Origin of the sequence: Nonomuraea sp. NPDC050383 (assembly GCF_044459125.1) — a bacterium.
GTDB lineage: Bacteria > Actinomycetota > Actinomycetes > Streptosporangiales > Streptosporangiaceae > Nonomuraea.
In genome coordinates, this window is record NZ_JBITIP010000002.1 from 562,288 (window position 1) to 586,755 (window position 24,468).

General features: G+C 72.6%; 20 protein-coding genes. 11 read left to right on the forward strand and 9 right to left on the reverse strand.

Annotated elements, in window-relative coordinates; translation table 11 throughout:
* Nucleotides 1-7: 7 nt before the first annotated feature.
* The gene (locus tag ACIBG4_RS07335; RefSeq protein WP_310712639.1) at nucleotides 8-766 is read left to right on the forward strand and encodes an SGNH/GDSL hydrolase family protein; all 759 of its coding nucleotides are present in this window, start codon (nucleotides 8-10) and stop codon (nucleotides 764-766) included.
* Between the two features lie 30 nt (nucleotides 767-796).
* Here ACIBG4_RS07335 and ACIBG4_RS07340 read toward each other — a convergent pair whose 3' ends face one another.
* Nucleotides 797-1,642 (reverse strand): SDR family NAD(P)-dependent oxidoreductase, encoded by an 846-nt coding sequence (locus ACIBG4_RS07340; RefSeq protein ID WP_397201089.1) that lies wholly within the window; start codon nucleotides 1,640-1,642, stop codon nucleotides 797-799.
* A gap of 218 nt (nucleotides 1,643-1,860) precedes the next feature.
* Between ACIBG4_RS07340 and ACIBG4_RS07345 the strand changes: the two genes are divergently transcribed.
* Nucleotides 1,861-2,802 (forward strand): RNA polymerase sigma-70 factor, encoded by a 942-nt coding sequence (locus ACIBG4_RS07345; protein WP_397201090.1) that lies wholly within the window; start codon nucleotides 1,861-1,863, stop codon nucleotides 2,800-2,802.
* Between the two features lie 93 nt (nucleotides 2,803-2,895).
* Nucleotides 2,896-4,122, forward strand: coding sequence for a cytochrome P450 (locus ACIBG4_RS07350; protein WP_397201091.1), 1,227 nt, complete (start codon nucleotides 2,896-2,898; stop codon nucleotides 4,120-4,122).
* A 90-nt stretch (nucleotides 4,123-4,212) separates the two neighbouring features.
* Here ACIBG4_RS07350 and ACIBG4_RS07355 read toward each other — a convergent pair whose 3' ends face one another.
* Complete coding sequence (locus tag ACIBG4_RS07355; protein WP_397201092.1) at nucleotides 4,213-6,324, reverse strand: ATP-dependent DNA helicase; 2,112 nt, start codon at nucleotides 6,322-6,324, stop codon at nucleotides 4,213-4,215.
* A gap of 221 nt (nucleotides 6,325-6,545) precedes the next feature.
* On the opposite strand from ACIBG4_RS07355, the gene ACIBG4_RS07360 reads away from it, so the two are divergent.
* Together ACIBG4_RS07360 and ACIBG4_RS07365 are read left to right on the forward strand one after the other, a co-directional pair.
* Nucleotides 6,546-8,054 carry a hypothetical protein gene (locus tag ACIBG4_RS07360; protein ID WP_397201093.1) on the forward strand — a complete coding sequence of 503 codons (1,509 nt, stop codon included), beginning with the start codon at nucleotides 6,546-6,548 and terminating at the stop codon, nucleotides 8,052-8,054.
* Nucleotides 8,055-8,242: 188 nt separating this feature from the next.
* Nucleotides 8,243-9,814, forward strand: a complete 1,572-nt coding sequence (locus tag ACIBG4_RS07365) for a Na+/H+ antiporter (RefSeq protein WP_310712644.1) — start codon at nucleotides 8,243-8,245, stop codon at nucleotides 9,812-9,814.
* Here ACIBG4_RS07365 and ACIBG4_RS07370 read toward each other — a convergent pair whose 3' ends face one another.
* Nucleotides 9,815-10,072 (reverse strand): UBP-type zinc finger domain-containing protein, encoded by a 258-nt coding sequence (locus tag ACIBG4_RS07370; protein WP_397201094.1) that lies wholly within the window; start codon nucleotides 10,070-10,072, stop codon nucleotides 9,815-9,817. It abuts the gene before it with no gap.
* 270 nt (nucleotides 10,073-10,342) lie between these two features.
* Here ACIBG4_RS07370 and ACIBG4_RS07375 point away from each other — a divergent pair, with 270 nt between their 5' ends.
* From ACIBG4_RS07375 to ACIBG4_RS07390, 4 genes are all read left to right on the forward strand, one after another.
* Nucleotides 10,343-10,729, forward strand: coding sequence for a hypothetical protein (locus tag ACIBG4_RS07375; protein WP_397201095.1), 387 nt, complete (start codon nucleotides 10,343-10,345; stop codon nucleotides 10,727-10,729).
* A 56-nt stretch (nucleotides 10,730-10,785) separates the two neighbouring features.
* On the forward strand, nucleotides 10,786-11,112 hold the full coding sequence (locus ACIBG4_RS07380; protein ID WP_310712647.1) for a DUF202 domain-containing protein: 327 nt from the start codon (nucleotides 10,786-10,788) through the stop codon (nucleotides 11,110-11,112).
* 16 nt (nucleotides 11,113-11,128) lie between these two features.
* Nucleotides 11,129-11,524 (forward strand): DUF202 domain-containing protein, encoded by a 396-nt coding sequence (locus ACIBG4_RS07385; RefSeq protein ID WP_397201096.1) that lies wholly within the window; start codon nucleotides 11,129-11,131, stop codon nucleotides 11,522-11,524.
* 78 nt (nucleotides 11,525-11,602) lie between these two features.
* Nucleotides 11,603-11,908 carry a hypothetical protein gene (locus ACIBG4_RS07390; protein ID WP_357623656.1) on the forward strand — a complete coding sequence of 102 codons (306 nt, stop codon included), beginning with the start codon at nucleotides 11,603-11,605 and terminating at the stop codon, nucleotides 11,906-11,908.
* Nucleotides 11,909-12,189: 281 nt separating this feature from the next.
* Here the strand turns inward: ACIBG4_RS07390 and ACIBG4_RS07395 are convergent, their stop codons facing one another.
* The 6 genes from ACIBG4_RS07395 to ACIBG4_RS07420 all read right to left on the reverse strand — a co-directional run bounded on the left by ACIBG4_RS07395 (nucleotide 12,190) and on the right by ACIBG4_RS07420 (nucleotide 22,663).
* Nucleotides 12,190-14,073, reverse strand: coding sequence for an ABC transporter ATP-binding protein (locus ACIBG4_RS07395; RefSeq protein ID WP_397201097.1), 1,884 nt, complete (start codon nucleotides 14,071-14,073; stop codon nucleotides 12,190-12,192).
* Nucleotides 14,070-15,791 carry an ABC transporter ATP-binding protein gene (locus ACIBG4_RS07400; RefSeq protein WP_397201098.1) on the reverse strand — a complete coding sequence of 574 codons (1,722 nt, stop codon included), beginning with the start codon at nucleotides 15,789-15,791 and terminating at the stop codon, nucleotides 14,070-14,072. The genes ACIBG4_RS07395 and ACIBG4_RS07400 overlap by 4 nt, the downstream gene beginning before the upstream one ends.
* A 264-nt stretch (nucleotides 15,792-16,055) precedes the next feature.
* Nucleotides 16,056-16,841, reverse strand: a complete 786-nt coding sequence (locus tag ACIBG4_RS07405) for a hypothetical protein (protein ID WP_397201099.1) — start codon at nucleotides 16,839-16,841, stop codon at nucleotides 16,056-16,058.
* Between the two features lie 51 nt (nucleotides 16,842-16,892).
* Nucleotides 16,893-17,837, reverse strand: a complete 945-nt coding sequence (locus tag ACIBG4_RS07410; protein ID WP_397201100.1) for an esterase/lipase family protein — start codon at nucleotides 17,835-17,837, stop codon at nucleotides 16,893-16,895.
* A gap of 102 nt (nucleotides 17,838-17,939) precedes the next feature.
* Nucleotides 17,940-21,329, reverse strand: a complete 3,390-nt coding sequence (locus ACIBG4_RS07415; RefSeq protein WP_397201101.1) for an AAA family ATPase — start codon at nucleotides 21,327-21,329, stop codon at nucleotides 17,940-17,942.
* An 80-nt stretch (nucleotides 21,330-21,409) separates the two neighbouring features.
* Complete coding sequence (locus ACIBG4_RS07420; protein ID WP_397201102.1) at nucleotides 21,410-22,663, reverse strand: PP2C family protein-serine/threonine phosphatase; 1,254 nt, start codon at nucleotides 22,661-22,663, stop codon at nucleotides 21,410-21,412.
* A gap of 201 nt (nucleotides 22,664-22,864) precedes the next feature.
* Here ACIBG4_RS07420 and ACIBG4_RS07425 point away from each other — a divergent pair, with 201 nt between their 5' ends.
* Together ACIBG4_RS07425 and ACIBG4_RS07430 are read left to right on the forward strand one after the other, a co-directional pair.
* Nucleotides 22,865-23,581 (forward strand): hypothetical protein, encoded by a 717-nt coding sequence (locus tag ACIBG4_RS07425; protein WP_310712656.1) that lies wholly within the window; start codon nucleotides 22,865-22,867, stop codon nucleotides 23,579-23,581.
* Nucleotides 23,582-23,795: 214 nt separating this feature from the next.
* Entirely contained in the window at nucleotides 23,796-24,446 is a 651-nt protein-coding gene (locus ACIBG4_RS07430) for a helix-turn-helix domain-containing protein (protein WP_397201103.1), read from the forward strand.
* The last annotated feature ends 22 nt before the right edge of the window (nucleotides 24,447-24,468 follow it).

Below are 24,468 nucleotides of genomic sequence, written 5' to 3' on the forward strand. Positions count from 1 at the left end.
GACCGTCATGAGACATTACGGCTCCTTCGTCGCGCTCGGCGACAGTTTCACCGAAGGCCTCAACGACCCGGGCCACGACGGCCACTACCGCGGCTGGGCCGACCGGGTCGCCGAGCGCCTGGCCGCCGACGACCCGTCGTTCCGTTACGCCAACCTCGCGGTCCGCGGCAAGCTGCTCGGGCAGATCGTCGAGCAGCAGGTGCCTCTGGCCGTGCAGATGGCGCCCGACCTGGTCAGCCTGTGCGCCGGGGGCAACGACCTGCTGCGGCCGGGCAGCGACCCGGACGTCATGGCCAAGACCCTGGCCGGGGCCGTGCGCGACCTGCGGGCGAGCGGGGCCGACGTGCTGCTGTTCACGGGCGTCGACCCGCGCGACACGCCGCTGATGCGCCGCCTGCGCGGCCGCTTCGCCATCTTCTACCTGCACATCCGCTCGATCGCCGACCTGTACGGCTGCAAGCTGGTCGACCAGTGGTCGATGCAGGGTCTGCGCGACTGGCGCGCCTGGAGCGACGACCGGCTGCACATGAACGAGGACGGCCACCGGCTGGTCGCGGCCCGGGTGCTGGACGTGCTGGGGGTGCCGTTCGACGACTGGCGCAAGACGTGGCCGGAGCGGACGACGGACCCCCGGGCCAGGCGGCGCGAGGACGCGCAGTGGATCCGCGAGCACCTGGTGCCCTGGGTGAGCCGGCGACTGCGCGGCACCTCCTCGGGCGACGGCCTCGACCCCAAGCGCCCGGACCTCGCGCCCTGGGAGCACTGACACCTACCGCGGCACGCAGGTCGGACCGGCTCACGCACTCGCGAGCTTGCCCTGGGCCTCCGCCGAGAGGTCCTGCCAGTCGGCCCAGGTCTTGAGCCGGTCGGCGTAGGCCTGCTGGAGCATCGGGTAGAAGCCCAGGCCGAAGAGCACGCGCAGGGGCGGGGCGTCGGAGTCGACGATTTTGAGGAGGGCCTGGGCCGCGGCGGCCGGGTCGCCGGCGGGCTGGTTTCCCACCATGCCCGCGAGGCGCCGGCGGAGGCCGTCGTAGACCGGGTTGGTCTCGGCCAGGTGACCGTTGTCGAGAGGATCGGGGTTCTTGCCGGACCTGGTGGCGAAGCCGCCGGGCTCGATGATGGTCACCTTGACGCCGAAGTCGGCGACCTCGTGCGCGAGGGCCTCATTCAGGCCTTCCAGGGCCCACTTGGAGGCGTGGTACGCGCCGCCGAGCGGCATGGCGATGAGCCCGGCGGCGGAGGACAGCTGGACGATGTGTCCCGAGCGCTGCTCGCGCAGGTAGGGCAGCGCGGCCTGAACGACCCACACCGCGCCGAACACGTTGGTCTCCAGCTGGTCGCGCAGCTGCTGCTCGGTCAGCTCCTCGATCGCGCCGACCTGGGCGTAGCCGGCGTTGTTCACGACGACGTCGAGACGGCCGAAGTGCTCCTTGGCCCGCTTGACGCCCTCGAAGACGGCGGCCTTGTCGGTCACGTCCATCCGGAGCGGGAGCACCGCGTCGCCGTAGACGGCGACCAGCTCGTCGAAGCTGTCGGTGTTCCGGGCGGTCGCGGCCACCTTGTCGCCGCGTGACAGCGCGGCCTCGACGAAGTCACGGCCGAGGCCGCGGGACGAACCGGTGACGAGCCAGACCTTGCTCATGATGTCTTTCCGTTCCTTCTGCGGTGCCGCGAGGGTCGTCCACGCGGCGTCCTGACGACCATGAGGCGCCGGCGACCCGGACTTTGTGACAGGGCGGTCATGTGACATACACCACCGATCGCGGATGTCACACCGCGGTGGGGGCCGGCGTCTTATGCGTGGAGCCCAGGTGAGAGCAGTGTGGAAAGCATGTTGAGAGCAAGAGGCGGGAGCCGGCCATGAACGAGCGCAGCGAGCCGACGACGGGCGCGGCCGGGCCGCTCGCCGGTGGCGGCCGGACGGACACCGCCACCGAGGCGTTCGTCGCGCACCGCAACCTGCTGTTCACCGTGGCCTACGAGATGCTCGGATCGGTGGCCGACGCCGAGGACGTCCTGCAGGAGACCTGGCTGCGGTGGATGAAGGTCGACGTGGAGCAGGTGCACGACGAGCGCGCCTACCTGGTGCGGATCGCCACCCGGCGCTCGCTGGACCGGCTGCGCACCATGAAGCGCCGCAAGGAGGCGTACGTCGGCCCCTGGCTGCCCGAGCCGCTGCTCACGGCGCCGGACGTGGCTGAGGACGTCGAGCTCGCCGAGAGCGTGTCGATGGCGCTGATGCTCGTCCTGGAGACGCTGTCGCCGACCGAGCGTGTCGTCTTCGTGCTGCGCGAGGCCTTCGACGTCGGCTACGACGAGATCGCGGACGCCGTCGGCAAGAGCCCCGCGGCCGTCCGGCAGATCGCGCACCGCGCCCGCCGGCACGTCGAGGCCCGCCGCCCCCGCGAGGTGGTCTCCCCGGACCAGGCCCGGGCGGCTCTGGAGTCGTTCCAGCGCGCGCTGGAGACCAGGGACCTGCAGGGCCTCCTTGACGTGCTCGCCTCCGAGGTCGTGCTGGTGAGCGACGGCGGCGGCGTCAGGCAGGCCGCGGCGCGGCCGATCGTCGGGGCCGGCAAGGTGGCCCGCTTCATCGTCGGCGCCGTCGGCAAGGCCGAAGTCGCGCTCACCGCCGACCACACGGTGGTCAACGGCAACCCGGCACTCCTCCTCCGCGCGGACGGCGAGATCGACGGCGTCATAGCGATCCGGGTCGAGAGCGGCCGCATCACCGGCCTCTACTACGTCCGCAACCCGGAGAAGCTGACCCGCGTCGAATCCGAGATCCCCCTCACCCTGCGATGAACACCGGCGACGAGCCGGCCCGCGGCCTCGAAGCGACCCGGGCTCGTCGGTGGCGCAACGAACTCAGCCAGATCCATCACTGGGAGGTCATTCATGACGAAGAGCGTGGCCGGCGACCTCGCCGGCCTGGAGTTGCCGGTCGAGCGTGGCTGCCCGTTCGCCCCGCCCGCCGAGTACGAGCGGCTCCGCGAGCGGGCGCCGATCAGCAAGGTCCGCCTGGTGAACGGCGGCGAGGCATGGTGGGTGTCCGGGTATGAGGCAGGCCGTGCCATCCTCGCCGACCGCCGCTTCTCCTCCGACCGGCGCAAGGACGGCTTCCCGATCTTCAACGTCGACGCGGCGACCCTGCAGCAGATCCGCAGCCAGCCGCCGTTGATGATCGGCATGGACGGCGCGGAGCACTCCGCGGCCCGGCGCCCGGTGATCGGCGAGTTCACCGTGAAGCGGCTGGCCGCGCTGCGCCCGCGCATCCAGGGCATCGTCGACCGGTTCGTCGATGACATGCTCGCCACCGACCGGCGCCCGGTCGACCTGGTGCAGGCGCTGTCCCTGCCGGTGCCCTCGCTGGTGATCTGCGAGCTGCTCGGCGTGCCCTACACCGATCACGACTACTTCCAGAGCCGCACCACCGTGGCGGTACGCCGGACCTCGTCGCCGCAGGACCGCCAGCGGGCCTTCGCCGAACTTCGCGCCTACATCGACGACCTGATCACCCGCAAGGAGTCCGAACCCGGCGACGACCTGTTCGGCCGGCAGATCGCCCGGCAACGCCAGGAGGGCGCCCTCGACCACGAGGGCCTGGTGAGCCTGGCCTTCCTGCTGCTGACCGCCGGACACGAGACCACGGCGAACATGATCTCGCTCGGCATGATCGGGCTGCTCACCCACCCGGAGCAACTGGCCCTGATCACGGCCGACCCGGGCAAGACGCCCATGGCCGTGGAGGAGCTGCTGCGCTACTTCACCATCACCGACACGGTCGTCTCCCGGGTGGCCACCGAAGACGTGGAGATCGGCGGGGTCGGCATCGCGGCCGGCGAGGGCGTCATCGTCTCCAGCCTGTCGGCCGACTGGGACCCGGCGGCGTTCGAGAATCCGGGCGAACTGGACGTCGAGCGCGGGGCCCGCCACCACCTCGCCTTCGGCTTCGGCCCGCACCAGTGCCTCGGCCAGAACCTGGCCCGGATGGAGCTGCAGATCGTCTTCGACACGCTGTTCCGCCGCATCCCCACCCTGCGGCTCGCCGCGCCGGTCGAGGACCTGGCCTTCAAGGAGGACGCCGTCATCTACGGCGCCTACGAACTCCCGGTCACCTGGTGAGGAGGACCTGAACGCCGGACGTCCGGTGGAGCGGATCAGGCCCTGGGGCCCGGTCGGGACCGGCGGGCCGGGCGGGTCAGGAAGGGCGGGTCAGGACGGGTCCGTGGACAGGCGTTGGAGGGCGGCGCGGGGGACGGCCGGGTCGGTGGTGCGCCAGAACGGCGGCAGGGAGCCCAGCAGGAAGCCGCTGTAGCGGGCCGTGGCCAGCCGGGGGTCGAGCACCGCGATGACGCCCCTGTCGTTCTGTGAGCGCAGCAGCCGGCCCGTGCCCTGGGCCAGCAGCAGTGCGGCGTGGGTGGCGGCGACCGTCATGAACCCGTTGCCGCCCTTGGCCGCCACGTGCCGCTGCCGGGCCGAGGTCAGCGGGTCGTCCGGGCGCGGGAACGGCACCCGGTCGATGACCACCAGCCGCAGCGACGGCCCCGGCACGTCCACGCCCTGCCACAGCGACAGCGTGCCGAACAGGCAGGTCGGCTCGTCCTCGGCGAACTGCTTGACCAGCAGCATCGTCGAGTCGTCCCCCTGGCACAGCAGCGGGACGTCCAGCCGGTCACGCAGCGCCTCGGTGGCGGCCTTGGCGGCCCGCATGGAGGAGAACAGGCCCAGCGTCCGCCCGCCGGCCGCCTCGATGAGCTCGGCGATCTCGTCGACGTACGCCTCGGGCAGGCCGTCGCGGCCAGGCTGGGGGAGGTGCTTGGCGACGTACAGGATGCCCGAGCGCTGATGGTCGAACGGCGACCCGACGTCGATGCCCCGCCACTCGGCGGCCTTGGCGGCCCGCTTGTCGGCCGCCCCCGAGCCCGCCCCGGAGTCGCCTGCGGCTCCCGCCCCGGCGTCCGCGCCCGCGACCGCCGCGCCGGTGTCCGGGCCCGACGCGCTCGGGCGGGCCAGGCCCCACTGGCGGGCCATGCCGTCGAAGGTGCCGCCGAGGGCCAGCGTGGCCGAGGTGAGCACCACCGTGCGGTCGCCGAACAGCCGCTCGCGCAGCATGCCGCCCACGCCCAGCGGGGCGACCCGCAGCGTGGGCGGGCGCCGGTCGGTGCCCGCGTCCAGCCAGACCACCTCGGCCCGGTCGCTCTCCGAGGCGTGGCCGTACGCCTCCAGCATTCGCACCGCCGTGTCGTGCACCTCGTCCAGCGCCGTGAAAGCGGCCTTGCGCTGACCGGCGCGGTCGGGGTCGTCCTTGTCGCCGCCGCGTGGCCCGAGCGCCGTCAGGCAGCGCGCGGCGGCGTCGCGCACCAGCGCGAGCGTCATCCCGAGCACCTGCGGCAGCTCGTCGACGCGGCCCGCCGGCGCCGCCGCCAGCAGCGCCTTCAGGTCCTCGCCGGCCTCCATGAGCTGGTCGGCGACGGGCTGCTCGATGAGCCGCCCCACCCGTCGTACGGCCAGCATGACCGTGGTGTCGGACAGCTCGCCGGTCACCACCGACGTCACCCGGTCGACCAGCTCGTGGGCCTCGTCGACCACCACGGTGTCGTGCTCGGGCAGCACCGGCAGGTCGCCCATGGCGTCGATGGCTAGCAGCGCGTGGTTGGTGACGACCACGTCCACCTCGCCGGCGCGCGCACGGGCCATCTCGGCGAAGCACTCGGCGCCGCTGGGGCAGCGGCTGGCGCCCAGGCACTCCTGCGCGCTGACGGAGAACTGCCGCCACGCCTGCTCGCTGACGCCCGGCACCAGCTCGTCGCGGTCGCCGGTCTCGGTCTCCTCGGCCCACTCCTGGATGCGCTGCACCATCCGGCCCGTGGCGCTGACCTCGCGCGGGTCGAACAGCTGGTCCTGCTCGTCCTCCTCGGGCCAGCCGGCGGTCGCCTTGTAACGGCACAGGTAGTTGCGACGGCCCTTGAGGATGGCGAACGTCGGCGCGTGCGGGAGCTCCTTGCCCAGCGCCTCGGACAGGCGCGGCAGGTCGCGGTCGACGAGCTGGCGCTGCAGCGCGATGGTGGCCGTGGAGATCACCACGGGCTTGTCGGCGTCCATCGCGTGCCGGATCGAGGGGACGAGGTACGCGAGCGACTTGCCGGTGCCCGTGCCGGCCTGGACGGCCAGGTGCTCCTTGTGGTCGATGGCCCGCTGGACCGCCTGGACCATGGTGATCTGGCCCTGCCGCTCGCTCCCTCCGACGGCGCTGACCGCGATGCTGAGCAGTTCGTCCACTGACGGGAGATGGGAGTCCGGCACGGCAGTAAACGCTACCCGCATTCGCGGGTGCCCGGCGCAGAACGCCGTGTGATCGGCCATGCGCATCCCGGCGTTCGCGGGACACACCCGGCGGGGCACGTGGCACACTGAACGACCGGGACGCCAACTGGTCTGCCTTATGTGACCAGATGGGTCCGGGATAAGGATGAGAAGTCCGGTTAAAGTAGGGTTATCCGGGGTTGAGTGGACGAATAAAGGCTGGTTAAAGCAGTATGTCTGCCATGTCGGAAGTTGTCCCGTTGCCGTCGTTCGGTGAAGTCTTCTTCGATGCCCGGGGTCAGGAGAGGTGCCTCCGGGTCACGTGGCACGAGGGCACGCTGGTCCTCAGCCTCTGGCGGGGAGAGATGTGCACCGCCAGCTTCCGCATGCCGATGGAAGACGTAGGGCGCCTGCTCGACACCCTCGACGAGGGCTTCGCGGAGGCCACCGGCGAGCAGCCGGCGGTGCCCGCCCACGACCCGGGCACCGAGGTGATCCCGGGCACCGGCCAGTACCAGCGCCCCCAGACCCTCCCGCCGGCGCCGGTCCAGCAGCAGCCCGAAGAGCGCCCGACGGCCACCCTCTCGCCCAGCGACGTGCTCGTCGCCCGCGGCACGCCGCCCCGCCAGGACAAGCTGGTCGCCTCCTACAGCGATCCGCCCGCCCAGCGCGACCCGTACGGCGACTCCTCCCCGTACGCGGACACCGCCGCCGGTCAGTACGGCGACCCGTCATCCGGTCAGTACGGCGACACCTCGCCCGGTCAGTACGGCGAGCGGGCACCCTTCACCGGCCCCCAGTACTCCGACCCCCAGTACTCCGACCCGGGCACCGGACGCTCCTACGCCGCCCCGCAGCAGTACGCCGAGCCACAGCGCTCCGAGCCGTTCACCGGCCCGCAGTACGTCGACGACACCCCGAGCGGCCCCCAGTACAGCCTCGACCCGGACCCCTTCTCCGGCCCGCACCCGGTCGCCGGTGAGCGCGGCTACCAGCTTCCCCGCGAACGCCAGGCGCCGCCGCACTCCACCGACCCGCTCGGCTTCCCGTCACAGGCGTCCGACCCCTACGCGGCCCGCACCCACGACAGAGCCGCCCAGGACCGGGCCGCACAAGACCGGTACGCCCAGGACGACCGCGGCTATCAGGGGCGGAGCGCGGCCCAGGCCGCGGACACCGCAGCCGACCTCGGCGCCGCCGGCCTCGGCACGCCGATGCACGGCATCCCCGGCGCGGGCAGGCCCCGCTCCATGCCGCAGCGGGCCGCCGCCCGGCACACCGACCGCCCCGCTCAGGACCTGTACACCAGCGGCGACTCCTACCGCGTCGGCGACGGGTACGCGTCGCTGGACCGGCCGTCCCAGGACTACCAGGCCCAGGACTACCAGGCCCCGGAGTACCCGGCACAGGACAGCCGCCGGCAGGACCACCGCGCGCAGGACTACCGGCAGCAGGACCCCCAGGCCCAGGAGTACCGGGCCCAGGAGTACCGGCAGCAGGACTATCCGGCACAGCACAACGGGGCCCGCGACTACGCCGGCCAGGACTACCCGGTCTATCCCCCGCCCACCGCCAACCCGGTGGACCCGTTGCTCGCCCTCGGCACCCCGGAGCCCGGCCAGCAGTACCAGCAGCAGCCGGACGGCCAGCCGCTGTCGCGCCCGTACGTCGGTGACCCCATGTTCTCCACAGGCGAGCGCCTGCGTCCCGACCAGCAGTACGACGACCGGGACGACCGCCGCGACTGGTGACGGGCGGCCGCCCGGCGGGTGACCCGCGGCCCGGCCATTCGCGAGGGCACGGCATGATGGATGCCGATCCTTCCCCCCGGCGTTCCGCGGCGGGAAGGTCGTCGCCGCGCGGGGCGAGTGCCCCGACCCCGTTGCCGAGGAGGGCCTGAAGTGTCCCATCGTCCCGCGACCTCCCCAGGCCGAGCCCGGTGAACGCGACCACGGGACTCCAGCTGCTCCTCATCGCCGGCGGCGCGGTGGCCGTGGCCGCCGTTGCGCGGCGCAAGGGCTGGCCGGCGCCGCTGCTGCTGGTGGCGGCCGGGCTGATCGTGTCGCCGGTGGTCCCGGCCGTGCCGCTGGACCCCGAGCTGGTGCTGTTCGTGTTCCTGCCGCCGCTGCTCTACTCGGCCGCGCTGGACAGCTCCTACCTGCGGCTGCGCGACGTGCGGCGGTCGGTGGCGATGCTGTCGGTGGGCCTGGTGCTGGCCACGACGGCCGCCGTCGGGCTGGTCGTGCACCTGCTGCTGCCCGAGTTGCCGCTGGCGGCGGCCTTCGCGCTGGGCGCGATCGTCGCGCCGCCCGACGCGGTGGCGGCGGTCGCCGTGGGCCGGCGGCTGGGCCTGCCGCGCCGGCCGCTGACGATCCTCATCGGCGAGAGCCTGTTCAACGACGCGACCGCCCTGACCGCCTACCGGGTGGCCATCGGCGCGGCCGTGGGCGGCACCGTGGACCTGGCGGTGGCGGCCGGCGAGTTCCTGTACGCGGCGGTGGCCGGGGTGGGGATCGGGCTGGCGCTGGCGTTCGTGTTCGCCTGGTTGTTCCGGCACACCCGCGACTCGCTGGTCGAGAACACGCTCATGCTGCTCATCCCGTTCGCCGCCTATCTCATCGCCGAGTCGGTCCACGCCTCCGGCGTGATTTCCGTGGTGATCGTCGGCCTCTACCTGGGCAACCAGATGCACCTGCGCGGGTTCGGCACGCGGCTGGTGTCCGCGTCGGTGTGGAAGGTCACGGACTTCTTCCTGGAGACGATCGTGTTCGCGCTGATCGGCCTCCAGCTCGTGACGGTGGTGCGGGGCGTCAGCGGCTACGGCGCCGGTGAGCTGGTGCTGTACGCGGTCGTGGTGTTCCTGACCACGGTGCTGGTGCGCTTCGCCTGGATGCTGCCCGCGGCGTACGTGCCGAGGCTGCTGGGACGAGGCGAGGGCACCCTGCCGACCCCGCAGGTGGTGATCGTCGGCTGGGCCGGCATGCGGGGCGTGGTGTCGCTGGCCGCGGCGTTCTCCATCCCCGCCGACGTGCCGGGCCGGACGATGCTGCTGTTCCTGACGTTCACCACCGTGATCGGCACGCTGCTGGTGCAGGGGCTGTCGTTCCCGGCGCTGATCCGGCGGCTGCGCGTGTCCAGCGAGGAGGAGCGCTACCAGGACACGCTGGCCGAGGCCAGCGCCCAGCAGGCGGCGCTCACGGCGGGCCTGGAGGCGCTCGACCGGGCGGTGGAGGGCGACGGCGAGCCGGACGAGATCCAGAAGCAGGTCATCGACCAGCTCAAGGAGAAGTCGTGGCGGCGCTCGCTGAGCGCCTGGGAGCGGCTGGGCGGCGGCACGGCGCAGGGCGGCGCGGAGACGCCGAGCGCGCTCTACCGGCGCCTGCGCCGCGACATGCTGCAGGCGGAGCGGGAGGTCTTCGTCCGGCTGCGCGACGAGCGCAGCCTGGACGACGAGGTGATGCGTGAGGTGATGGCCCAGCTCGACTTCGAGGAGGCCATCCTGGAGCGTTAGCTAGCCCATCTGGTTGTCGACGTAGCACCACCGCCACTGCTCGCCCGGCTCGAACGACTGGACCACCGGGTGGGCCGCCACGTGGAAGTGCTGGGTCGCGTGCTTGCTGGGCGAGGAGTCGCAGCAGCCGATGTGCCCGCATTCGAGACACCGGCGCAGATGCACCCACCGCCCGCCCGTGGCCAGGCACTCCTCGCACCCGTCCGGGGTCCTGGCCGCCGGGTCCCCGGCGTGGGAAAGATGTTCACATGTTGCCATAGGGGAAATCCTAGAACTCCACTCCTGCGCACCCCTTCCTGAGGGCCGGGCGACAGTGGACATGGCGCACACCGCGGATGTGCCCATGGTCGTCGTGCACATCGCGGATGTGACGCGGACCACTGTCCCGAGGGAGGGCGCCGACCGGCGTGACCACCGTGAAGGACTTCTACGTCGGCCCCACCGCCAGGGCGCACACCTTCGACGGTCCCTGTCGCGCCGAGCTGTGAGTCCGGCCGCGGCGGGAGGGCGTTGGGTAGGGTCACCGGTATGAGCCCCCTCAAGACCCGGTTCGCGTCCCTCGCCGCCGTCGCCGCCCTCGTCGTCACCGCGGGGTGCGCCGAGGTCAACCAGACGATCGACAAGACCCAGGCGTGCCTGGAGGCCCCCAAGATCGTCGCCGACCTGGGCAGCCAGATCGGCAAGCTCAAGGACGACCCCCAGGCGATGGACAAGGCCCTCGACGACGCCTCCAAGAAGCTGAACGACGTGGCCGACAAGGCGGCCAACACGACGCTGAAGGAGGCCACCGACGACCTCGCGCGCACGCTGGGCGGCATCGACGTCAAGAACGTGAACGACGCGGTCGACGCCGCCCAGAAGGTCGGCAACGACACGGCCGCCTACCTGGAGAAGGTCGCCAAGGCGTGTAGCTGAGCCGTGCTCCAACCCCGCCTTCTCTAGGGGGAATGGGGACGAATTAGCTTCGCAGTATGGAGCCTGATCCGCGTTTCACGCTCGCCAACGAGCGCACCTTCCTGACGTGGCTCAGCACCGCGCTGGCCCTCAGCGCGGGTGGGGTGGCCATGGCCGCGGTGCCGGAAGGCGTCTTCGTGCCGTGGGCGCGCACCCTGCTGGCCATCGTCCTGGTCACCCTGTCCGCGCTGGCCGCCGGCATGGCCTACCCGCGCTGGCGCAACATCCAGCGCGCCCTGCGCAAGCAGGAGCCGCTGCCGCCGCCCGCCCTCGCGGTCGTCTTCGGGTGCGGGGTGACCGCGGTCGCCGTGATCGCCCTGGTCTGCATCGTGGTCGCGGCCTGACATGTCACGCCCCGACATGTCAGGCCCTGACCGTCCGTCGGACCCCGCTGAGCCCGCGGACCGCGTGGAGGTCGGCGACATCTGGGACTCGGGGCTGCAGAGCGAGCGCACCCGGCTGGCCTGGGTGCGCACGGCCGTGGTGCTGTCCACGGGCGGGCTCGCCGCCGCCGGCCTGGCCCTGCGCCATGGGATGACGCTGCGGCACGCCCTGCCCGTGATGACCGCGATCGGGTTCGCGCTGGCCGCCCTCTGCGGGGGTGTGCTGCTGCTGCGCACCGGCCTGCGGTTCCGGCGCGTGCAGGCGGCGCTGCACGGCGGCCGTTCCACCGACGACCGGGTGGACGCCCTGCTGGCGTGGGCGGGGACGCTGTGCGCCGTGGCCGGTGCGTTCGCGTTCGTGCTCACCGCGTGATCATCCCAGGTCGGGACGTTATGGACGGCTTGCCGGACATGCCCCTCCGGGATGACACTCGGTCTAGGGGGTGAACCCATGGAAGAACTGCGCAGAGTGGTTCCGTTCGAGTGCCGTCGCTGCTGGCACGTGTGGGAAGAGGAGTACCTCGTCAGACACGGCGAGGACCGCCATGGCAACGAACGGGTCGTCTGGATGCAGGGCGGGGTCGCCGTGCCTCCGCCGACGGAGGGCATGATCTGCCCACGCTGCCACTGTCAGCAGGCCACCACGTTCCCCGAGGGGTACCTCAGGCACCATCCGGAGCTCATTCCGCCTCAGGAGCCGGCCCGGCCCGACGACACGCCGCTGCTCAGCCCGGTCCCCAAGCGGCCGCGCTACTGACGGGATCCTCCGCCTCCGGGAACGGCGGCCCGTGGCCGTCCCCGGAGGCGGAGGACACGTGAAGATGACTCATGTCACGTGACAGCAGGTGAGCATTTCCTGGCCCCAGGTGTCACAAGCCGCGTCTTGCCGCAGCGTGCGCGCCTGGCCGAGACTCGACATGGCGCCCGCGCTCCCATCGGGACCCGTGGCGGCGGCGCCGTCGCGTCCGCCGCCTGGCGAGGGAGGAACCGTGGCGCGCGCGGGCGCCCTCTCCATCACCGTGTCGCGGGCCCGGCCGGTCAGCTCAGGCTCTCCAGCCACGCCCGGTGCAGCCCGGCGAAGCGGCCCGACGCGGCGATGAGCCGGTCCGGTGGCCCGTCCTCGACGATCTCGCCCCGCTCCATCACCAGCACCCGGTCGGCGATCTCGACGGTCGAGAGCCGGTGCGCGATGATCAGCGCGGTCCGGTCGGCCAGGATGGTCCGCAGCGCCCGCTGCACCAGGCGCTCGCTGGGCACGTCCAGGCTGGAGGTCGCCTCGTCCAGGATCAGCACCGCCGGGTCGGCGAGGAAGGCCCGCGCGAAGGCCACGAGCTGCCGCTGGCCCGCCGACATCCGGCCGCCCCGCTTGCCGACCTCGGTGTCGTAGCCCTCGGGCAGCGCCGAGATGAAGTCGTGGGCGCCGATGGCCCGCGCCGCCTCGCGTACCTGCCGGTCGGTGGCCTCGGGCCGGCCGAACCTGATGTTGTCGGCGACCGTGCCGCTGAACAGGAAGTTCTCCTGCGTCACCATGACGACGGCCGAGCGCAGCGTCGGCTCGTCCAGCCGGCGCAGGTCCACGCCGTCGAGCAGCACCTGGCCGCCGGTCGGGTCGTAGAAGCGGGAGATGAGCTTGGCCAGCGTCGTCTTGCCCGCGCCGGTCGCGCCGACCAGCGCCACGCTCTGGCCCGCCGGGATGGTCAGGTCGAGCTGCGGCAGGATCGGCATCTCCTCGACGTAGGCGAACCTGACGTGCTCGAAGCGCACCTCGCCGCGCGCCTCGGCCAGCGGCTCCGGGTCGCGCGGCTCCGGCACGCCCGGCTCCTCCTCCAGCACGCCCGACAGCTTCTCCAGCGCCGCGCCCGCCGACTGGAGCGTGTTGTAGAACTGGCTGATCTCCTGCATCGGCTCGTAGAACTGGCGCAGGTACAGCAGGAACGCGGCCAGCACGCCGACCGTGACCTCGCCGTGCAGCGCCAGCCAGCCGCCGTAGAGCAGCACGCCGCCCACGGTCAGGTTGCCGATGAGCTTGATGCCGGGCATGAACACCGCGATGAGCTGCATGCTGCGGGCGTTGGCGTCGCGGTAGTCGTCGTTGAGCTTGGTGAAGATCTCCTGGTTGCGCGGCTCGCGGCGGAACGCCTGCACCGCCCGGATGCCGGTCATCGACTCCACGAAGTGGACGATCACCAGCGCCACGGTCTCGCGGGTGCGCCGGTACACGATCGCCGACTGGCGGCGGAACCAGCGGGTGAACAGCAGCAGCAGGGGCAGCGGCAGCAGCGCCACCAGGCCGAGGTGCACGTCCAGCACCACCAGCAGCACGGCCGTGCCGAACAGGGTGAGAACCGCGGTGACCAGGCTGTCGAAGCCCGACTGGAGCAGCTCGGCGATGGCCTCGATGTCGGAGGTCAGCCGGGAGATCACGCGGCCGGAGGTGTACTTCTCGTGGAAGCTCAGCGACAGCCGCTGGAAGTGGTCGAACACCCGCCTGCGCAGCTCCAGCAGGATGCCCTGCCCGATCTTTCCGGACAGCTGCAGGAACGCCTGCCGGGTGAGCGCCTGCGTGACCGCCGCCGCCAGGATCACGCCGACGACGGTCAGCAGCGTGCCGGGGCCGGTCCCCTTGAGCATCGGCGGGATGCCCGCGTCGATGCCCACCTTCACCAGGTACGGGATGGCCAGGCCGCACAGGTTGGAGACGACGATGATGCCGGTGAGCAGCGCGATCGCCTTGCGGTGGGGCGACAGCAGGCCGCCGAGCAGCCGGCGCGAGCGGGCGCGCAGCAGCACCGACACCTTCTCGGACAGCTCGTCCTGGTCCTCGGAGGCGACCCCGCGCCAGTCGGACCCCTTGGATTCCGGGGGCTCCGGGGGCTCGGGGGAGGTGGGGGTGGTCGCCGGACCGGTCGCCGGGGCGGTCATCGCAGCGCTCCTTCGGACGGGTCGAGGTCGGCGTCCTGGGCCAGCAGCTCGCGGTAGGCGGGCACCTCGGCCAGCAGCTCGTGGTGCCGGCCGACGTGCGTGATCGTGCCGCCCGACAGCAGCGCGACCTTGTCGGCCAGCAGCACGGTCGAGGCGCGGTGCGCCACCACGATGCCGGTCGCGTCACGCAGCACGTGCCGCAGCGCCTGCTCGACGAGTGCCTCCGTCTCGACGTCCAGCGCCGAGAGCGTGTCGTCGAGCACGAGGATCCGCGGCCTGCTCAGCACGGCCCTGGCCAGCGCGAGCCGCTGCCGCTGCCCGCCGGACAGCGACATGCCCTGCTCGCCGATGCGGGTGTCGAGGCCCCACGGCAGGTCGTGGACGAACATCGCCTGCGCCGTGCGGATGGCGTCCTCCAGCTCCTCCTCGGTGGCGTCGTGGCGGCCGAGCGTGAGGTTCTCGCGCACGCTCATCGAGAACAGCGTCGGCTCCTCGAAGGCCGTGGCCACCACCTCGCGCAGCGCGGGCAGCGTCAGGTCGCGCACGTCGTGCCCGTCGATGGTGACGCGCCCGGCGGTCGGGTCGACGAGCCGCGGCACCATCGAGGTGAGCGTCGTCTTGCCCGAGCCGGTGGCGCCGACCACGGCGACGGTCTCGCCGGGCCGCACCTCCAGCCACAGGTCACGCAGGACCGGCTGCGCCTCGCCGGGGAAGCGGAACTCCACGCCCTCGAACCGCAGGTGGCCACGCGGGTTCTCGATCACCCGCGTGCCGCCCTCGATGGCCGGCTTCGTGTCCATGACCTCCATGACCCGGTCGGCGGAGGTCATCGCCTCCTGCGCCATCGCCAGGATGTAACCGAGGCTGGCGATCGGCCAGACGAGCTGGAGCATCATCGTGATGAAGGCGACCAGCGTGCCCAGCGTCAGCACGCCCGAGCCCACGGCCAGCGCGCCCAGCAGCAGCACCAGGGCCAGCGTGAAGTTCGGGATCATCTCCAGGAAGGTGAAGAACCGGGCCGAAAGCCGCACCTTGTCCATCGACGTGCGGTACACCTTGAGCGCGGCGTCGTCGTAGCGGTCGTAGACGTGGTGGCGCCGGCCGAACGCCTTGATGGTGCGGATGCCGATGGCCGACTCCTCGACGAGCGTGGCGAGGTCGCCCTGCTCGTCCTGCACCTGCCGGGAGATCTTGATGTAGCGCTTCTCGAAGCGGTTCGACACCAGCACGATCGGAACAGCGGAGGCGGCGACGAGGAGCCCCAGCGGCCAGTACATGTTCAGCAGCAGCACCGTGACGGTGATGAGCTGAAGGATGTTCATGACCAGGAAGAGCATGCCGAAGCCGAGGAAGCGGCGGATCGTCGACAGGTCGGTGGTGGCGCGGGACAGGAGCTGACCCGACTGCCACTCGCCGTGGAAGGCCATCGGCAGGCGCTGCAGGTGCGCGTACAGGTCGTCGCGGATGCGGGTCTCCAGGCCGAGCACGGGACCGATCTGGGTCCAGCGCCGCAGGAAGATCAGCAGCGCCTCGGCCGCGCCGACGCCCAGCGCGAGCAGGCCGAGGGGCAGCAGAGCGCCGGAGTCGCCGCTGAGCACGGGGCCGTCGACGACCTCCTTGCCGATGAGCGGCAGCGTGATGCTGGCGGCGATCGACAGGACCGCGACGAGCCAGATGAACACCAGCTTGCCCACGTACGGACGGAGGTAGGACTTCATCCGCCACAGGGCGTTGGACGAGAGGGCTGGGAGTGAGAAGGGCAGCGGACGGCGGGGTGAACGTGTATCGGGAGGCATCCCTACCAGGCTAATACGTGGGATCAACCCATTTTCGGTCCGCCACGCTGGCGGGTCAGCGACGCCGTCACGGCCGCCTGGCTCGGCTTTCCCGCCCTTCTCCCCCCAACCGAATCGGACCTGACATATCGCCTTGGTTAGTGTTTTCGAGCACCCGATGGCTGAGGGAGTGGCCTCTCCTCCGGCTCAGAACCCCGCGGCTGCGCCTGTCGTACGGTGCCGGGCGCGGCGGCCGAAGTCCGACAGCAGCGGCGTGACGTCCGCCGCGCCGATCGTCACCTCGATCGCCCCGGCGGGCGGCACCGCGACCGTGTCCCGGTCGAAGTGCACCCGCAGGGCCCCGCTCCCGGTGAAGGCCACGTCCGTCAGCCCCGTCGCGGGGGAACGGAGGGCGGCGTCCAGCCGGGCGGCCTCGATGCCCTGGCGGCCCGCCAGCTTCCGCTTCACCAGCGCCCCCAGCTCGGCGACCGCGCCGGGGCGCAGCAGGCGGAGCGTGCCGATCTTGTGGGTCCTGCCGTCGTACCAGTACGTCCGGGTGGTCGTGCCGTCGCCGGCCGCCTCGACCCGGGTGGTCAGCCGGACGCCCACCACGTCGCCGGAGGCCGCCAGGGTCGTGGGGGAGACGGTCAGCCGGTCGCCCTCGGGGCAGAAGCGCGCGGTGGCGCCCTTGAGGAAGGCGTCGCGGCGGGCCCGCGTGTCCTTGCGGAGGGCCGCGGTGAGCGCGTCCGCGCCGCGGTACTCCGGGTAGGAGACGGACCACCGGCACGGCCCCCGCCGGCCTCGGTCGACGATCAGCCGGGGAGCGTCGGCCCCGTCCGGGGTCACGGCCCTGCCTGAGGTCACTGCCCTGCCTGAGGTCACGGGGCTGTGTGAGGTCGTCGGGGCGGACGCGTAGGCGGGGGTGGTCACGGCGCCGCAGGCGGCGGTCAGGGCGACCGCCGCCAGCAGCTTGACCGGGAAGTTCGCTTTCATGGCAGGTAGGACACCTCAGAACCGCTTCTGGTTGTCCTCTGTGGTCCCGCGTCAGGCGCCCTCATGGCTGAACAGGGCCTCCATGGCCCGCACCAGCGGCGGGGCGTAGGCGCTGCCCGAGCCGGACGCGGTCTTGGAGCCGCCCCAGGAGGCCTGCCACTCGCCGGTCGTGGTCGTCCGCATCGCCGTGTGGCTCAGGGTCCCGCCGTCCGCGTTCTTGGTGTAGAGGGCCCAGTGGTGGGCGGTGTTGCCGTTCGTGGCCGAGCCCTTCGCGACCGTGTCGTCGTACGACGACGCGAGGAAGGTGTAGTCCGTCCCCATCTGCGAGGGCGGCTGGGCGCCCAGCCATTTCAGGAAGCCGCTGCCGTCCCGCATGTCGCTGCACTGCTCGTGGGTGAGGCTGCACACGTCCACCAGCGCCGTGTCGATGCCCTTGTGCGGGGTGGCCAGGGTGACGATGTCCTCGATGTACAGGTACGGGGGCCAGCCGCTGGGCACGGCCGTCGCCCCGAGGCTCTGGGCGTCCATCGACACGGCGTCGATGTCGGGGGCGGCGGCCGCCACGCCGTACCTGTTGACCCCCTCGATGGCGGCCTTGGCGATGAGACCGCCCATGGAGTGCGCCATGATGTCCACCGGGACGCCCTGGCTGGAGTAGGAGGAGTAGACGGTCCAGGCGAGCTGGCGGCCGATCTCCTGGATGCGGGTGTCCGTGGTGCCGTTGAACTTGATGTCGCAGTTCGTGCTCTTGTTGTAGTAGCCGAAGGTGCGGACGTCGGTCCACCCGTTGGCGAGGAGCAGGTCCCGCGCGTTCTTCCAGGAGCTCGCGCAGTTGGTGTCGGCTTCGCGGTCGAACCCGTGCACCAGCAGGGTCACCCGGTGCCCGTCGCCGCGCGAGGGGTCCGCCGAGGCGGGCGGCGCGGTGACGGCCAGCACCGCCACGGCCACGACCGAGGACATGATCGCGGCCAGGCCGCACCTGAGGAGTCTGTGCATCCACGCACTCCGTTCCATGGGATCGCAAGCACGGTAGAGCCCGGGCGATCATGCGCGAATCGGCCGTCGGATCCTCGGCTCAGGGCCGTTCCGGAGCGCCGGCTAAGTCGGCCCGGTCACGCGGCTAAGTCGGTCCGGCCCGTCGAGCGCGGCGAACGGGCCGAGCTCCGCCGGCGGCTCCGGCTCGGCGAGGATGCCCAGCTCGGCGAGCTGCCCCCGGGAGGCGACGCCGAGCTTGGGAAACGCCTTGTACAGGTGATGTCCGACGGTGCGGGGGCTGAGGAGGAGACGCGCACCGATCTGCCGGTTCGAGAGCCCGGCAGCAGCCAGCCGCACCACCTGCCGTTCCTGCGGGGTGAGCCGCCCGAGCAACCCCGGAAGACTTCCGCGGCGGCGGGCCGGCTCGGTCGTGGCCTGGAGCTCGCCGCCCGCCCGGCGTGCCCAGGGCGTGGCGCCCAGCGCGCCGAACGTCTCGAACGCCGCACGCAGGTACCGCCGCGCCTCCGACCGCCGGTGCGCGCGCCGCAGCCACTCTCCGTACAGCAACTCGGTCCGTGCCTGCTGGAACGGCTGCCCCGCCGGGATGGCGACGGCCCTGGCGTAGTGCCGGCCCGCCTCGTCGTCATGGGCCAGCAGACCCTCCAACCGCGCGGCCACCGCTCCGGCCCAAGGACGGCCGGAGACGGCGGCCCAGTCCGCGTACCTGGCCGCCGGCTCCTCGGCCGGCTCGCGCAGCCCGGCCCGTACGGCGGCCTCCACCAGGTCGGGCGCGGCGTGGAGCGCGACGAGCGGATGGTGACAGGCGCCGGACCACAGAGCCGCCAGCCGTTCGACGGCCGGCCGCGGCCGCCCCAGCCCCAGCTCCAGCAGCCCCCACGCCCACGTCCCGACAGCCTGAGCGGCCCCAGCTCCCTCGGCGACCTGAGCGAGTTCGGCCAGGTGAGGGATGCGGGTGGCACAGGCGGCTTCGCCGGACAGGGTGGCGGTGTGGCCGTCCACCGCGAGGAGAGCCGGGGCGGCCCCTGCCGGCGTGGTCAGCCGGCGGCAGCGTTCCTCGTCGCCGTTCACGGCGGCCAGCCAGGCGAGCAGGGCGTGGAGGTGGGCGGCCCGGTACGGCTGCCGGGCGGCGGACGCCGCACGAAGCCCTTCGCGGGCCGCCGCCTCCGCCTCACCGTGGCGGCCGGCTGACAGCTCGGCCTGGGCGAGCAGGGTCAGGGCCTCCGGGAGGACACCGATCAGCCCGTGGCGGCGGCACCGCTCGGTGAGCAGGACGGCCAGCTCGCGGCCCACGACCTCGTCCCCCGAGGCGACGCCCATCCACGCGGCCGGGGCGAGCAGGTCCGGGTGGTCCGCGGAGGAGACCTGTACCGACCGGAGCGCCGCACGCACAGGGGAGAGGTCCGTCGCCGCCCGCCCGGCCACCATCCGCCCCATCACTTCCATTCCGGCGGCGAACACTCCCGCGATGTCGCGGTGCGGGCCGGCTGCTGTCGCGGCCGCCGGGTGCGTGGTGAGCGCGGCCAGACGGGTGGCGGCGGCGTCGGCGAGCACCTCGTGGCATGCGGAGGAGGCCTCCCGCACCGCATCCGCGAGCAACCGAACCGCCGGCGACCGCATTGCGGCCGGCCTCGCCACCGGCGCGCCAACAGCGGCGGCGCCATCCACCTCCGGCCCGCGCTCCACCGCCGGCCCCTGATCCGTCGTCTGACCCGTCGTCGGCCCATGGGGGGACGCGGGTTGCGGTGGTGTGCGAGGGGCCGGCCGGGGGGTCGCCTTCTTCTGCAGCTGTGTCGGTGCCGTCTCCGCGGCGAGGGCGTGATGGGCGCCGGTCAGGAGGATGCGGGCTGCCGTCTCGGGGCGGCCGTGGACGCTCTCGATGCCCGCGCGCACAGCGGCGAGGCGGGCGCGGGTGGCCGGGGCCGAGGGGAGTGCCGCGGCTCTGCCGGCCAGGGCGGCGGAGCGCCCGGTGAGCCCTGCCTGCAACGCCAGCTCCGCCGCGGCCACGAACCTCTCCGCCGACCGGCCCGGCTCCGCACTCAGCTCGCCCGCCCGCTCGTACGCGACGGAAGCCACGACCACGGGCACCCCCTCCCCGGACGCCCGAGGCCCGAGCGTTCCGTCACCCAGGGCGCTCGCCGTATGAGTCTCGTCCGTGAGCGTTCCCTCCGCGTGCTGCTCGTCCGTGAGCGTCCCGTCCGCGTGCCACTCGCACGCAGCGATGGCCGGCGGGTCGGCGGCGTGGGGGAAGAGGTGGAGGGCCGCGTTGTGGAGGGCGGTGGCCAGGGAGTCCTCGGGGCCTGCGGTGACGGTGGCGTGGTGCCAGGCACGGCGGGTCGTGTGCGCCTCGCCTTCCAGCGCGTCCGCCAGTGCCCGGTGCGCCGCCACCCGGCGGAAGTACGGTGCCGTTCGGTAGGCCGCGCTGCGGAACAGCGGGTGACGGAAGGTCAGCCCTGTGGCCGAGAGCCGCACCAGCTCGTCGCGTTCGGCGGGTTCGAGGTCGGCGGGCGTGGCGCCGAGGCGGGCGGCGGCGCGCAGGATGACGTCGAGGTCGCCCGTGTCGTCGGCCGCCGCCACGAGCAGCGCTGCCCGGGTGGCTTCGGGGAGGCGGTGGACGGGCGTCTCGAACGCAGCTCGAACCCGGCTGGACAGGGGGCCGCACTCGCAGGTCAGGGGTAGTGGGCCCAGCCGGCCGGCCTGCTGCTCCGGGGTGAGGGCGGCCGCGAGCTCGACCAGCGCCAGCGGGTTTCCGGCGGCCTCCTCGGCCACCCGGTGGCGTACCTGGGAGGGGAGGCCGGGCGCGCGGGCGGCGAGGAGCTCACCGGCCGCCGTCATGTCGAGTCCGGCCGGCCACAGCTCCTCGACCCCGGTGCCGGTCAAGGTGCCGGCCCCGGTCGAGGTGCCGGTGCCGGACCGGAGGGCGGGGAAGGTCCCGGCCGCCGTTCCGTCCGTGGTCCTGGGGGCGGGCGCCGGGTGCGTACGGCTGGGTACGTCGTCGCGGGCGGCGAGGATCATGGCGACGCGCTCCCCGCCCAGCCGCCTGGCCGCGAACAGCAACGCCTCCGCCGACGCCCGGTCCAGCCAGTGGGCGTCGTCCACCAGGCACAACACCGGCGCCTCGGCCGCCACGTCCGCCAGCAGGTCCAGCACGGCCAGCCCCACGAGCCGTGTCCGGGACCGGTCCGGCGCCTCCGTCGGCGCGGCCTTCACCGCCTCGCGCAGCGCCTCCGCCCGGTCGGCGGGCAGCCGACCGGCGTGGGCGAGCACCGGGTGGAGCAGCGGGTACAGGGCCGCGAACGGCAGCTCGCTCTCCGGCTCGACTCCGGTCGCCCGCAGCAGCAGGAAGCCGGTGGCATGGGTGGCGGCGTGGTCCAGGAGCGCGGACCTGCCGATGCCGGTCTCGCCCCTGACAATGACGGCTCCGCCCTGGCCCGCCCGGGCCGCCGCCGTCAACGCGTCGATCCGGGCCTGCTCGCGGGCGCGTCCGTACAGCATCCACCCTCCTGACGATCAAGTCAGGAGTCAGTATGGGACCTTGTCCACTCCCGGGTAAGGGCCGTCGGCGATGTCCGTGGTCAGGGGAGGAGCTCGCGCTCGCGCTGGCTGCGCCATTCGACGAGCAGCACCGTGGCGTCGTCCTGGAGGCGGTCCTGCTGGTGCTCGAGGAGTGTCTGGATGAGCCGGCGCAGCGTCTCGGGGGGCGGCACGCCGTCGGCCTCCCGGCGGACGACGAAGTCCACGAACCGCTCCAGGCCGAACACCACCCCGGTGGGGCTGCGCGCCTCGATCACCCCGTCGGTGTAGACCAGCAGCCTGTCACCGGGTTCGAGCTGGTAGCGGGCCGGCTGGTGGATGGCACCCAGGCGGAAGCCCATCGGCGGGTCGGGGGCGGTCTCCAGCGTGGCGACCAGGCGGCCGTGGCGGAGCACCAGCGGCGGGTGGTGGCCGCGGTTGACCCAGGTGAGCAGCCCGGTGCCCATGTCCAGCGTCGCCAGGACCCCGGTGGCGAACTGGGTGCCGCCGAACTGCTCGAAGATGGCCCCGTCCACGGCCTCGCTGATGGACACGAGGTCCGCGTCCTCGCGGCGGGTGTTGCGGCAGGCGCCCACCGCGATCGTGGCGGTCAGCCCCGCGGCGGTGTCGTGCCCCATGGCGTCGAACATCGACAGGTGCAGGCTGTCGCCGGTCACCGCGTAGTCGAACGCGTCACCGCCCGCGAGATAGGCGGGTTCGAGGGCGGCGGTGACCACGACCCGGTCGGTGGCGAACGTCCGGATCGGCAGCAGCGTCCACAGCATCTCGGCCGAGAGTTGCATCGGCTGGGCGCGCACCAGCCGGGCGTACGTGTCGCTGGTGTCACGCTTGTTGGCGATGATGAGCGCGGTCAGGGCCGCGAGCTGCGAGGCCAGCCACCGGACGCGCTCGTCGTCGCGGGGCACCGTGACGACGAGCACGCCGATCCGTTCGGTGCCGTCGAGCAGCGGCAGGTACATCCGGCGCGGCTCCTGCGCGGCGGGCGCCTGCCCCGCCTCGGGCTCGGCCGCGGCCGGGCCGCTGCTGGGCCGGGTCTGGACCACGTCCAGCGAGCGGAACGCGCGACCGGCCACGGTGGTGTCGACCCGGATGCGCTCCAACGGCGTGCCGTCCTCGTGCCGCTGGCCCGGCAGGGGGACGAGGTACTGCTGCTGGAGGTCGGCGACGTACAGGAGCACACCGGAGAAGCCCACCGGCTCGGCGTGCGCGGCGACCAGGCCGGTCAGGTCTTCGACCGTGGCGAGGTGGTGGGCGGCGACCAGGCCGCCCAGCATGCGCTCTCCGTCGTCCGGCACCTGCTCACTCCTCGTAGTCCTTGACGTCCTTTCTACCGGTGTCCTGGGGTTTTGACACTGATGTTCGCGGGTGAGGCTCGGACGGAGTCGGCCGCCGGACCAGCGGCGGCGACGGCGCCAAAGAAACAGCAAAGGTTGGTGGACGCGTCCTGGCGTTCCGTCTGGGGGGCCGCTGAAGATGGGATGGGGGGTGGTTCGTCGATGAAATCGATGATGAAGGAGAGCCACGAGCTTCGCTGGGGCGGGATAGCCGGCATCGCCGCCATCGTGGTGGGGCTCATCGGCCGGCTGGTCATGGGGAACGCCCCGAGCGTCGCCGAGTCCGCGACCAGCGTCGCCGGATACCTGTTCGAGTACCGGACCCAGGTCCTGGCGGCGTCGGTGCTGTACGCGATCGCCACGATGCTGTTCCTGTGGTTCGGCGTGGCGCTGTCCACGGCGTTCCGCCGGGCCGACGACGCGAGTGACACGCCGACGCTGGTCCTGGCGGGGTACGTGCTCGTCTCCACGGTCATGTTCCTCGGAGTGTCGCTGTTCGCCGGGCTGACGTACGCCATCACCACGCACCGCGGTGCCCTGCTGGCCCTGGCGGCCGGCCCGTACACCGCGCTGACCGTGATGAGCATGATCAGCGGCATCGCGCTGGCGGCGACGTTCGCGGTGACGGCCGCCGCGATCATGCGCACGCATGTGCTGCCGATGTGGATGGCCTGGTTCGCGATCGTCGTGGCGGCGATCAAGCTGCTGACCGCGCTCGGTGTGGGCAGCACGGCGAGGGCGCTGGCCCCGGACGCGCCCCTGATGTCGCTCGTTCCGACCATACTCGTGGCGATCTGGGTGCTGGTGGCGAGCTACATGCTGATCCGCGAGCACCTGCCCGTCCGGGCCGCGGGCACACGTCCGGTGATGGGGCACTGACCGGGCACGCCGGAAGGGTGCGGCGGGCGCGGCGACGCGCCCGCCGCGGCGCGGTCGGCAAGGCGGCAAATGTGGCAAACGCGGCGCAGGTGGGACGGAGGTCACCGGTATCGGGGACGAAGGTCACCAGGGCGTCGTCATGACCACGATCCGGAGCATCGGCCCGTTACCGTGAGCCGAGGGAAGACATCAGGCCGTGGAGATGGAGAGCTACATGTCGGATCTCGGGAGCCTCGGACGCCGGATCGCCGAGCGGCGTGAGTCGCTGGGCCTGACCCGCGAGGAGCTGGCCACAAGGGCGGGCGTGGAGGCCGCGTACATCGGCTACCTGGAGGAGCAGTCCGGCGCGGCCGCGCGCGAGACGGCCGCCAAGCTGGCCGCGGCGCTGGACGCGACCGTCCGTGAGCTGCTGGACGAGGCGCCGGCCGGCGCGGGCGCCGCGGCGCCGGGCGCGGACCTGGTGGAGCTGGACGAGAAGGAGTGCCTGCGCCTCATCTCGCCGGGCGGGGTGGGCCGCATCGCCTTCGAGGGCCGCTACGGCCTGACGGTGCTGCCGGTGAACTACCGCCTGTCCGACGTCGGCGCGATCGTCTTCCGCACGACCCCCGGCGGCACGACGGACGCCGACCTGCGCACCGGCATGGAGGGCGTCGAGTACAAGGTCGCCTTCGAGGTGGACAGCGTCGAGGAGCTGACCGGCGGCGGGTGGAGCGTGCTCGTGCAGGGCTCGCTGCACCACGTCACGGACGAGGAGGAGGCAGCGGTGGCCGCGACGGGCGTCCAGCCGTGGGCGGGCGGCGATCGCCGGCAGTACCTGCGGATCACGCCGTCGCGCGTGACGGGCCGCCGCATCACCACCGACTGACGCCCATGCCTCCGAGCCCGTG